This window comes from Actinoplanes palleronii (genome assembly GCF_016862315.1).
Lineage (GTDB): Bacteria > Actinomycetota > Actinomycetes > Mycobacteriales > Micromonosporaceae > Actinoplanes > Actinoplanes palleronii.
Genome location: NZ_BOMS01000088.1, coordinates 31,902 through 42,772 on the forward strand (window position 1 = coordinate 31,902; position 10,871 = coordinate 42,772).

Genomic DNA, 10,871 nt, shown 5'->3' on the forward strand with positions numbered 1-10,871 from the left:
CCCGCCCGGTGCCGCAGTTCCTAGCGTCGTGCCATGACCAGTGAAGAGATCGTCGTCAGCCTCGACGAGGTACGCAAGGAGTTCGGCGACACGACCGCCCTGGGCGGGGTGTCGATGCGGATCCGCGCGGGGGAGGCCGTCGCGGTGACCGGGCCGTCCGGCTGCGGCAAGTCGACCCTGCTGAACATGATCGCCGGCCTGGACCGGCCGACCGCGGGAACGGTCACCGTGCGGGGCGAGGACCTGGGACGGCTGACCGAGACCGGGCTGGCGCTGTTCCGGCGCCGGCACCTCGGCATGATCTTCCAGTTCTTCAACCTGCTCGACGACCTGCCGGCCCTGGACAACGTCGCGCTCGCCGGCCAGCTCACCGGCGCGTCGGCCCGGCAGTCCCGGATCCGTGCCCTGGAGTTGCTCGGCGAGCTCGGCGTCGCCGCCCGCCGGGACAGCTACCCGGCCGCGTTGAGCGGCGGCGAACGCCAGCGGGTGGCCGTGGCCCGGGCGCTGATGAACCGCCCGGCGCTGCTGCTGGCTGACGAACCGACCGGCGCGCTGGACAGCCGCTCCGGCGAGGACGTGATGCAGATGCTGCTCGACCTGAACCACAGCGGGCAGACCCTGCTGATCGTCACGCACGATCCGCGGCTGGCCGCCCGCTGCGGGCGCATCGTCGAGATGACCGACGGCCGGGTCTCGCGCGAGCGCACCCCGGAGCGCGCGGCATGAGCGCCGTGGGGACGGCCGCGCGGTCGATCGTCCGGCGCCGCAAGGTGCAGACCTTCGTGATCGCCCTGGTGGTGCTGTTCTCCACCCTGACAGTGGTGATCGCGCTGGCCCTGCTCGTCGCCGCCTCGGCACCGTTCGACCGGGCCTTCGCCGCGCAGCTCGGCGCGCACGCGATCGTGACGTTCGACCGGGCCCAGGTCTCCGGTACACAACTCGAGCAGACCTCCGGCCGCCCCGGCACGGTGGCCGCCGGACCCTTCGACGCGGTCGTCCTGGAGGTTCCCGAGGATTTCCTGTGGCGGACAGCCGGACCACTGGTCGTGGTCGGTCGCCCCGGCCCGGGCGGCCCGGTCGACCGGCTCGATCTGGTGTCCGGCCGCTGGGCCACCGCCCCCGGCGAGATCGTGGTCAACTACCCGGCCGGCGGCGGGCGACCCGCCGACCTGCTCGGCGTGCCGATCACGGCGACCGGCGCGCCCACGCTGACCGTGGTCGGCTTCGCCACCAGCATGAGCGGCTCGGCCGACGCCTGGGTCGCGCCCGCACAGATGGCGGCGCTGCACCCGACCGCCCGGCAGATGCTCTTCCGGTTCTCCGCGGCGTCGACGGACGCCCAGGTCGCCGCGGGCGTGGACCGGGCCACCGCGGGCCTGCCGCCGGGTGCGATCACCGCCACGCAGTCCTATCTCACCGGCAAACGGGCGTTCGCCGCGATGGCCGACTCCTACCTGCCGATCATCACGGTGTTCGGGCTGCTCGGCCTGGTGGTCTCGGTGGTGATCGTCGGGAACGTGGTCAGCGGCGCGGTCGTCTCCGGCTACCGGCGCATCGGGGTACTCAAGGCCCTGGGGTTCACCTCACGCCAGGTGATCGCCGTCTACCTCGCGATGATCGCCACGCCGGCGCTCGCCGGGTGCCTGCTCGGCGCGGTGTCCGGCGCGCTGGTGGCGCCGGCCATCCTGAAGATCGCGTTCGCCGGTATCCACACCGGCACCGCCGTCATCGCCGTGCCCGCCTGGGTGCCGGTGCTCTGCGCCCTGGGCATGCTGGTCCTGGTGGTGCTCGCCGCACTGGTGCCCGCAGTGCGGGCCGGCCGGCTCTCCGCCGCCCGGGCGATCACCGCGGGCAGCGCACCCCGGGCCGGACGGGGCCTGCGCGCGCAGCGTTACCTCGCCGGGCTGCCGATCCCGCGCCCGGTCAGCTTGGGCCTCGGCCAGCTGGTCACCCGCCCGGGCCGGGCCGCGCTGACCGCCGTGGTGATCGTCCTCGGGGTCGCCACCGCGACGCTGTCGACCGGCCTGACCAGCACCATGGTCGCCTTCGCCGGGCTCGATCACGGCGACGGCGTGCCGGTGGTCGACGTGGTGGTCGGCTCACCCGGCAACCAGCACGCCGTACCCGAAAGGACCGACAAACAGATCGAAGAGCTTTTGTACGCGGTGCCCGGCGCCGATACCGTCACCGCGCGGGCGTTGCGCCAGGTCCGACTGCTCGGCCACCCGCAGCCGATCTATGTCAACTTCTACCGCGGTGACACGTCGGCGGACGCCGAGCAGATCGTCGCCGGGCGGATGGCGGCCGCGCCGGACGAGGTGGTGACCGGCCCGTCGTTCCTGACCCAGCACGGGGTGGCGGTCGGCGACCGGATCATCCTCGAACTCGGCGGCCGGCGCGTGCCCGTGACGATCACCGGCGAGTTGATCGGCAGCAGCCCCGAGGCGGTCGACGCCACCTGGGCGCTGCTGGACCGGCTCGCGCCGGGCACCCCGGCGGTCGACTACACGGTCACCCTGACCCCCGGCGCCGACGCGGCCGCCTACGCCCGGTCGGCCGCGGCGGCCGAACCCGGCATCATGGTCGCGGCGCGCGGCCCCGGCAACGCCGCCACCACGACCATCGTGACCTTCGCCGCGGTCTTCACCGTGCTGCTGGGCGCGGTCGCGGCGCTCGGCGTCTTCAACACGGTGCTGCTCACCACCCGCGAACGCCGCCGCGAGCTCGGCATGCTCAAGGCGATCGGGATGACACCGCGCCAGGTCGTCACGCTGACCGTGACGTCGGTGACCGCGCTCGGCGCGCTCAGCGGGCTGCTGGCCATCCCGGCCGGCATCGCCGCACACCGGCTGATCGTCGACCACGTCGGCGTGGTGGCGTTCCCGGAGTCGATGAAAGCGGTCTGGCACGCGCCGCAGCTCGCCGCCCTGGCCGTCGCCGGCGTGCTCATCGCTGTCCTCGGCGCGCTGGCCCCGGCCCGCGCGGCGGCCCGCCTCACCGTCGGCGAGGTGCTGCACACCGAATAGCGGTGGCTCACCGCACGACGACTGCGGCCGGGGTGCAGGTCCGTCGGTGGATCGGCGCGCGACACTGTGGTGTCGCCGGCGCCGTCGAGGACCGGCCGTCACAGGAAGGCCGTTCATGGCACCCACCTTCTCCGTCCAGGACATTCCGTTCAGCTGTCGCGGGTCCTGGTTCGGCATCTCCCCGGTGATCGCGGAGAAGACCTACGCGGACGACCTGCACCTGGTGTCGCACCAGACCGGCATGCATCCCGTGCTGCGGTTCGAGGCCCGTGACGGTGCCGCCCGCGCCGACCCGGCCGTCGTGGCGACGCCCTCGCGGCTGACCTGGCTCGGCGACGGCGGCCGCATCGACCTGGTTTTCGACAACCCCGACACCATTCGGGTACGAGGTGAAGGTCTCGGCCTGCGCCTCGCCGCGGCGGCCACCGAGCTGACCCCGTTCAGCGGCACCTACCTCTACACCGACCCGGTCGACGGCTCGCACGTCTTCACCTCGTACGAGACCGGCCGCCGGTACCGGGTCACCGTGCTCGCCGGTGACCCGGTGGTGGCCGGCTCGCAACTGCTCGGCGCGGGGGAGCGTCACGTCGACCTGCCCAGCGGGACCACGTGGGAGATCGCCGTCGAGGAGTACGCGACGGCGCGCGCCCGGTACTCCTCGACGGCGAGCTTCGAGCAGGTGGCTGACGCCGTACACCAGCAATTTGCTCTTTTCCTGGAAGCGGTCGCGCCGTGGCGCAGCGACCGCACCCCGGCCGCGGACCTCGCCGCCTACGTGATGTGGTCGGCCACCGTGGACCCGGGCGGTTTTGTCACCCGCCCGGCCGTGCTGATGTCCAAGCACTGGATGGACAAGGTGTGGAGCTGGGATCACTGCTTCAACGCCATCGCGCTGGCCGCCGGCGACCCCGGCCTGGCCTGGGACCAGTTCCGGCTGCCGTTCGACCACCAGGACCCGGCCGGCGCGCTGCCGGACTCGGTGACCCACTCCGAGGTGCTCCACAACTTCGTCAAGCCGCCGATCCACGGCTGGGCGCTCGGCCTGCTGCGTGCGCGCGCGCCCCTCGACCGCGAGCAACTTCGTGAGGTGTACGAGTCGCTGAGCCGCTGGACCCGGTTCTGGCTGACCGGCCGCCGGGCACCCGGGCACGAGCTGGCGCACTACCAGCACGGCAACGACAGCGGCTGGGACAACGCCACCACCTTCGACGAGCACCGCGTCCTGGAAACCGCGGATCTCGCCGCCTTCCTGGTGATCCAGCTGCGCGAACTGGCCAGGCTCGCCGCGGAGCTCGACGAACCGGCCGCCGCCCAGCGGTGGAGCGCCGCCGCCGACCGGATGCGCGACGCGCTGCTCGACCAGCTCTGGGACAGCGACCGGTTCATTGCCCGCAGCCCGATCACGGGGGTGCCCAGCACCAGCGCCAGCCTGCTCGCGCTGATGCCGATCGTGCTCGGCGCCGAGCTGCCGGCCGAGGTCGGTGCACGTCTCGCCGCCGGCCTGCGGGCGCATCTGACCGCGCACGGGCTGGCCACCGAACCGGTCGGCTCGCCGCACTACGCCGCCGACGGGTACTGGCGCGGGCCGATCTGGGCGCCGTCGACCGTGCTGATCGAGGACGGTCTGCGCCGGGCCGGGCACACCGAGCTGGCCGACGAAATCAGCCGGCGGTTCCGGGCGCTGTGCGAGAAGTCCGGGTTCGCGGAGAACTTCGACGCCGTGACCGGGGCCGGGTTGCGCGACCGGGCGTACACCTGGACGGCCAGCAGCTACCTGATCCTGGCCGCCGCCTGCGAAGGTCGCTGACCGCGGGCTCGCCGGGACCCGCCGCCGCGATCAGGCGTACCGCGCCCGGTCCGGCCGGGTGGTCGTCGCCGGGAAGTAGCAGCAGCGCATCCCGGTGTGGACCCGGGCGCGCAGGTGACCGCCGATGATCGCGTCCCGGTCGTGGATCCGGGTGATCGCCCGGCGGATGGCCCGGCCGGCGGCGAGCCGGGCGCGTTCCGCGTCGTCGGTGAAGTCGCGGGACCGGCCGCCGAGCCCGACGCCGGCGGCCATCTCCCGGACCAGCCAGTCGCGTTCGGCCCGGGCCCGCGCGACCTGCTCCGGCGGGCCGGCCGACTCCAGCTCGTCGATCTCGTCGCGCAGCCGGGTCAGCCGCTGCCGGTACTGCTGGATCGCCGTGCGGTCGAGCACCGGCTGGGCCGACCCGGCCGCGCGCGGCACCGGCTGGGCCAGCGCGGCCACGCCACTGACCAGCTCGATCGCCGGAATGTCGACCCTCGGGTTGGCCAGCAGGACCGCCAGGTGCAGCAGGCCGACGCTGTGCGCGACCAGCAGCCGGCGGCCGCCCAGGCCGACCCGCCACGACCGGCCGTCCCGGACACACGTCGCGATCCCCCCGTCCACCGTGGTCTCGTGGCCCGGCCACGCGTCGACCACCACCGCCGTGCTGACCATTCGTCGCTCCCCGTCGTCGCGGCCCCCGGAGCGGCGGCCGACGCCCCTCAGGGTGGCGAGGATCGTGTCCCGCGGTCGTGGTGCGGATGTCCCGTCCGGCCGGGACGTTCCGGCACCGGCGCGGCTGCGTCGGATATCGGTCTCGGTCGTTGTCCTCTGATCGTCGATCATGTCGCCTGTGCGACAGCACGGCCCCGGGACACTGCGCACACTGCATGAGGCCCCCAGCCGGAACCGCGTTCACTCTCGGAGGAGCCGTCATGTCCGCAGGTCTGCCCCAGGACATCAATCTCATCGTCATCGCCGTCTCGGCCACGAGCAGCCGGGCGCACCTCTATCCAGATGTGAAGACGCTGCTCACCGCCCTGGACGGACTGGTCGTGGCCGGTGGGTCCAACCTGCGGATGGAGTTCTTCGACAAGCAGGGGGTGCGGATGCACCCGGTGTTCGGCAAGAAATGGCAGCTGGTCGGCATCGAGGCCGGTGTCGACGGCCCGGAGCCGGAGATCCTGCTGAGCCGGCTGCGCACCGTCGTCACGGACATCGAGACCTTCCTGTTCGACCCGGTCGTGGCGGACGTGCTGGCCGGGATGAAGCTGACGCCGAAGCAGGCCGCCGCGCGGCTGCCCCGGCTGGCCGAGGTGACCGACCTGGCCGAGGCCCTCCGCCGGTGCGACGGCCCGTTCGGGCACGCCGACGCCGACCCGGGCGACAACGGCAGTCCGCTGCACAACCTGTTCGTCCACGGCATCCTCTGACCGCCGAGGTGGCCACCGTCCTGACCACGCCGGACCCGATCGCGGCGAGTGCGCCCGCCGGGGCCCGGACCGCGCTGATCACCGGGGTGGCGCTGCTGACGCTGGCGGTGGCCGGCCAGGTGCGCGGCACCGGTGAGGTGACCTCCGGGGTGATCGGGCTGACCGCGCCGATCGCCGTCGCGTACACGATCATGGGGGCTCTGGTGCTGGCCGGCGTACCCGGCCAGCCGGTCGGGCGGCTGACGCTGGCCGCCGGCGGGCTGGCCGCGGTCGCCACGCTCGCGGCGAGCTGGTCGCACTGGGTGGTGGCGGCCTGGCTCAGCCAGTGGCTGTGGTGGCCACCGATCGGGCTGATCTTCCTGGCCCTGCTGGTCTTCCCGGACGGGCGGCTGCCGTCGCGGCGGTGGCGGCCGCTCGCCGCCGGGCTCGCCGCGGCGACCGTGGTGGCGAGCGTGGCGCTGGCGCTGGCCGCCGCCGCCCATCCGTACACCCTGCTCACCGAGGTGACCGTGGTGACGCCGCGGGCCCGGCTGCTGCTGCGGATCGCCGCCGCCGCGATCGTGCTCGCGGCGGCCGGCCTGTTCGCCGTGCTCGGGTCGCTGGTCGTCCGGTGGCGCCGGGCCGCCGGGGAGACCCGCAGCCAGCTCGCCTGCCTGGTCGCGGCGGGCGCGATGCTGGTCGTCGGGCTGGCCCTGAGCGTGCTGAACCTGCCCGGCTCGTCCGTGGTGATCACGCTGGCCCTGCCGCTGGCGATGACGGTGGCCGTGCTCCAGCACCGGCTCTACGGGCTGGACCAGGTCATCCACCGGGGCATCGTCTGGCTGCTGATGACGGTGCTGGTGGTCGGTGGCTTCGTGGTGATCGTCGCGGGCCTGGGCGGCGAGGTCACCGGCGGGGACACCTCGATCGCCTCGCTGGTGGCGACCGGGCTGATCGCGGTGACGTTCGAGCCGCTGCGCCGGCGGGTGCAGCGCTACGTCGACCGGCTCGTCTACGGCGACCGGGACGACCCGTACGAGGTGATCGCCCGGCTCGGCGGGCTGCTCGGCTGGACCGGGGAGCCGACCGCGCTGCTGCCGCTGCTGACCGGGTCGATCGCCGGCTCGCTGCGGGTGCCGTACGTGGCGGTGGAGATCGACGGCCGGGCCGGCCCGCGGCTGCTGGCCGAGCACGGCACGGCCGGCACCCCGATCGAGGCCTTCGACATGGTGGCCCGTGGTGACCGGGTCGGCCGGCTGCTGGTGGCCACCCGCAGCCGCGGCGCCCGGTTCACCCGACGGGAACGCCGGCTGCTGCGCGACGCCGCGGTGCACGCCGGGGTGGCCGCCGAGGCGACCCGGCTGATCCGCGACCTGCAGGACTCCCGCGAGCGCCTGGTGCTGGCCCGCGAGGAGGAACGCCGCCGGCTGCGCCGCGATCTGCACGACGGGCTCGGCCCGGCCATCGCGGGCATGTCCATGCAGGTCCGCGCCGCGCAGAAGCTGCTGACCGACCCGGACCGCGCCGCCGAGCGCCTGCCGGAGCGGGCCGGCGAGATCCTCGGCACTCTCGCCACCGACCTGCGCACCTGCACCGCCGAGCTGCGCCAGCTGGTCGACCAGCTGCGCCCGGCGGCCCTGGATCACGGCCTGGCCGACGCGTTGCGCGCCGAGTGCCGGCGTTTCGACACGACCGGCCTGACCGTGCGGCTGCGGATCGAGCAGCCGCTGGACGGTCTGCCGGCCGCCGTCGAGGTGGCGGCGTACCGGATCGTCGCCGAGTCGCTGACCAACGTGGCGCGGCACGCCCGGGCCGGCGCCTGCCAGGTCACCGTGCGGCGCGGCCAGACCCTGCGCATCGACATCGTGGACGACGGCGTCGGGCTGTCCGCGGCACCCCGCAGCGGGGTCGGCCTGGACTCGATGCGTGAGCGGGTGGCCGAGCTCGGCGGGGAGTACGAGATCGGCCCGGCCCAGCCTCGCGGCACCGCCGTGCGGGTCGCTCTGGCCCTGCCCGCGGAGCCGGCGTCGTGATCGCCGGCCAGCGCGTGCTCGTGGTCGACGACCACCCGGTGGTACGCCGGGGTCTGCGCGCCATGCTGGAGAGCGAGTCCTGGGTGGCCACGGTCACCGAGGCGGCCACGGCCGCCGAGGCGGTGCGCGCGGCCACCGTCGGGCCGGTGCACCTGATCGCGATGGACGTGGGCCTGCCGGACGGGGACGGCATCGACGCGGCCGGCCGGATCCTGCGGGCCGCGCCCGGCACCCGGGTGCTGATCCTGACCATGGACGACGACGAGAGCGTGGTGGACCGGGCACTGCGGGCCGGCGCGCACGGTTTCCTGCTCAAGGACACCGATCCGGAGCTGGTGGTGGACTCGCTGCGGACCGTCGCCGGCGGGGGCGTCGTGCTCGGCCCGCGCACGGCGGGGGCGCTGCTCACCGGGATGCGTTCGGCGCCGGCCCGGGTCCCGGCGCCGTTCGACCGGTTGTCCGAGCGCGAACGTGAGGTGGTGACCCGGCTGACCACGGGGGAGAGCAACGCCCAGATCGCCCGGTGGCTGGGACTGAGCGAGAAGACCGTACGCAATCAGCTCTCCTTGATTTTCGCCAAGCTCGGCGTGACCGACCGGCTCCGGGTGGCCCTGCTGGCCCGCGACGCGGGCCTGCGGTGACCACGGAAATCGCCTCGGGCAGCCACCGGACAGCGGTGGCTGCCCGAGGGCCGGTCACTTGCTGATGACGACGATGGCCACCACGATCAGGACGACGACCCAGTTCAGGATGTCCTCGTCGGTGGGGTGGCCCGGCCCGGTCCCGCCGGGGCCGTCGGCCGCGACGATGAACTGGGTCATGTGGTCCGAGCCGGTCTGCAGCGCGGTGGCGAAGGACGGCGACGTCTTGGCCTTGGTCTGCACCTGACGCAGCAGCTCGGGAAGGAAGTCGGGTTCCAGGTTGGCCAGCACCGCGGGCACCGGCATGCTCCGGGAGATCTTCGGTTGCGGGCGGTCCTGACGCTGGGTGTAGGACAGGAAACCGAAGGCCAGCAGGGCCCGGGTTTCCGGGTTCTCGTTGACGGCGGCGTCGATGGAGTCGCTTCCGGTCAGGTTCGTGATCCGGCGGCGGACCCAGGCGAGCAGGTCGTCCGCGCCCGGGTCCCGGGGTGCGGACTCGGCGTAGGTGGCCAGGCTCGTCTTGAGCAGCCCGGTGGCGCCCTCGAGGTTGACCGCGCCCTGGTCGGCGTTGACCAGGTTCAGCACCCGGCGGGCGTGCAGCGCGGTCGCCGGGTCGGTGGCGGCCGACGCCGCGGCCGGCATGATCGTTCCGGCGGTCACGGCGGCCAGCGCGGCAGCGCCCCCGCCCACGATCAGTGTTCGTCGGTCCATGACGGTTGTTCCCTTTCCCTAACTGGTGAGAACCGGCAACGCGGCCTGGGCGACCGGATAGCTGGTCGCACTCACGGCGTCGTTGATGGCGGAGGTGTGGTCGATCGGCGGCAGCGGCTGGCCGCGCTTGATCCGCAGGACGACCGAGTCGTACCCCTGCGCGCCGTTGTAGGCGGTGCAGATGATCTCCACCTCGACCGGCTGGCCGGGCCCGGCGTCACCCCACAGCGGTATGTCGCGGCAGGACGGCTTCAGCCTGGTCAGGACCGTGGTGTCGGCCGAGGTCAGCGAGCTCCGCAAGCCCCCGGTCATCAGGCCCGCCGAGGTACGGGCGAGCAACGCGATCGGCCCGACCACGTTCACGGCGAAGCCGAGCTCGTCCACCGACGCGGCACTGCCGACCGTGGCGAGCAGCGACTGGGCCAGGGTGACGCAGTCGGTGGCGTTGAGCGCGAACAGTTGCCGGCTGTCCGGGCTGAGCGCGCCGATGTCGGCCACGTTGATCACCGCGCTGGTCGTGCAGGCGCGGACCTCGGCCGTGGCGAGCCGGTCGGTGTGCCGCATGATGTCGGTCTTGGCGGCGTTGACCGCGTCGATGATCTTCGTGGTGGCGTCGTCCAGCGTGAGGCCGCCACCGGCCAGCTTCTGGTAGACGTCGTACGCCTTCAGGGCGGCGCCGACGATGGTCGCCGGGTCGACGGCCTGTGCGGGCATCGGGGTGGCGGCCACCAGGGCGGCGGCGGTCATGGCGGCGATCGCGGTGGCGGCCGGCCGGCCGCCGAGTCGTCGGAACATCATCGGTCAGAAGTTCCGGTTCACGGTGTTGGTCCGGACCGAGACGACGGTGCCGTTGGCCTCGCGCACCGCGACCTGGCCGTGGATCTCGTCCTCGCGGTTGAACGGGAAGTCGTCCTCGTTCAGCGTTCCCTGGTCGACCAGCTGGCCGGGCAGGAAGTTGCCGAGGAACTGGTCGAACGGGAAGTCCTCGGCGTACAACGAAATGCTGGTCGGCGTCCCGCCGGTGCAGTTCAGCAGGATCCGGTAGACGGTGGTGCTGGGCCGGGCGAAGTCCAGCTGGCAGCTCGCCGCCAGCGCCGGGCCGCTGAGCCCGACGGCGGCACCGAGCCCGCAGCCGACGGCTAGCGCGGCAGCGGCGAACCTGTTCGTGGAACGGTGCATCTCATGTCCTTCCATCCGCGGAGGTGCGGTGTTCACGAAGGAGGCGTTCCGTTCCGTTCCATCGCCTGGGCCGTTCATACGAC

The 10,871-nt window shown here is 73.4% G+C and carries 10 protein-coding genes; 6 read left to right on the forward strand and 4 right to left on the reverse strand.

Annotation, left to right across the window (positions count from 1 at the left end):
• Positions 1–33 precede the first annotated feature (33 nt).
• The 3 genes from Apa02nite_RS27715 (at position 34) to Apa02nite_RS27725 (ending at position 4,833) form a co-directional block, all read left to right on the forward strand.
• Positions 34–726 (forward strand): ABC transporter ATP-binding protein, encoded by a 693-nt coding sequence (locus Apa02nite_RS27715; protein ID WP_203827593.1) that lies wholly within the window; start codon positions 34–36, stop codon positions 724–726.
• The gene (locus Apa02nite_RS27720; protein WP_203827594.1) at positions 723–3,026 is read left to right on the forward strand and encodes an ABC transporter permease; all 2,304 of its coding nucleotides are present in this window, start codon (positions 723–725) and stop codon (positions 3,024–3,026) included. Before Apa02nite_RS27715 ends, Apa02nite_RS27720 begins: the two co-directional genes overlap by 4 nt.
• A 115-nt stretch (positions 3,027–3,141) precedes the next feature.
• The gene (locus Apa02nite_RS27725; RefSeq protein WP_203827595.1) at positions 3,142–4,833 is read left to right on the forward strand and encodes an amylo-alpha-1,6-glucosidase; all 1,692 of its coding nucleotides are present in this window, start codon (positions 3,142–3,144) and stop codon (positions 4,831–4,833) included.
• Positions 4,834–4,863: 30 nt separating this feature from the next.
• Here Apa02nite_RS27725 and Apa02nite_RS27730 read toward each other — a convergent pair whose 3' ends face one another.
• On the reverse strand, positions 4,864–5,487 hold the full coding sequence (locus Apa02nite_RS27730; protein WP_203827596.1) for a hypothetical protein: 624 nt from the start codon (positions 5,485–5,487) through the stop codon (positions 4,864–4,866).
• Between the two features lie 260 nt (positions 5,488–5,747).
• On the opposite strand from Apa02nite_RS27730, the gene Apa02nite_RS27735 reads away from it, so the two are divergent.
• The 3 genes from Apa02nite_RS27735 to Apa02nite_RS27745 are packed head-to-tail and all read left to right on the forward strand — an operon-like array spanning position 5,748 to position 8,898.
• A complete protein-coding gene (locus Apa02nite_RS27735) occupies positions 5,748–6,245 on the forward strand; it encodes a hypothetical protein (protein WP_203827597.1) in 498 nt (165 codons plus the stop codon).
• Between the two features lie 8 nt (positions 6,246–6,253).
• Positions 6,254–8,257: a sensor histidine kinase gene (locus Apa02nite_RS27740; protein ID WP_239164618.1), complete on the forward strand. Its 2,004-nt coding sequence runs from the start codon at positions 6,254–6,256 to the stop codon at positions 8,255–8,257.
• Positions 8,254–8,898, forward strand: a complete 645-nt coding sequence (locus tag Apa02nite_RS27745) for a response regulator transcription factor (protein ID WP_203827598.1) — start codon at positions 8,254–8,256, stop codon at positions 8,896–8,898. The genes Apa02nite_RS27740 and Apa02nite_RS27745 overlap by 4 nt, the downstream gene beginning before the upstream one ends.
• Positions 8,899–8,952: 54 nt before the next feature.
• Here the strand turns inward: Apa02nite_RS27745 and Apa02nite_RS27750 are convergent, their stop codons facing one another.
• Genes Apa02nite_RS27750 through Apa02nite_RS27760 form a run of 3 tightly spaced genes read right to left on the reverse strand, consistent with a single transcriptional unit; the run spans position 8,953 to position 10,788 of the window.
• On the reverse strand, positions 8,953–9,609 hold the full coding sequence (locus Apa02nite_RS27750; RefSeq protein WP_203827599.1) for a hypothetical protein: 657 nt from the start codon (positions 9,607–9,609) through the stop codon (positions 8,953–8,955).
• Positions 9,610–9,627: 18 nt separating this feature from the next.
• The gene (locus tag Apa02nite_RS27755) at positions 9,628–10,407 is read right to left on the reverse strand and encodes a hypothetical protein (protein ID WP_203827600.1); all 780 of its coding nucleotides are present in this window, start codon (positions 10,405–10,407) and stop codon (positions 9,628–9,630) included.
• 3 nt (positions 10,408–10,410) lie between these two features.
• Positions 10,411–10,788 carry a hypothetical protein gene (locus Apa02nite_RS27760; RefSeq protein ID WP_203827601.1) on the reverse strand — a complete coding sequence of 126 codons (378 nt, stop codon included), beginning with the start codon at positions 10,786–10,788 and terminating at the stop codon, positions 10,411–10,413.
• Positions 10,789–10,871 lie beyond the last annotated feature (83 nt).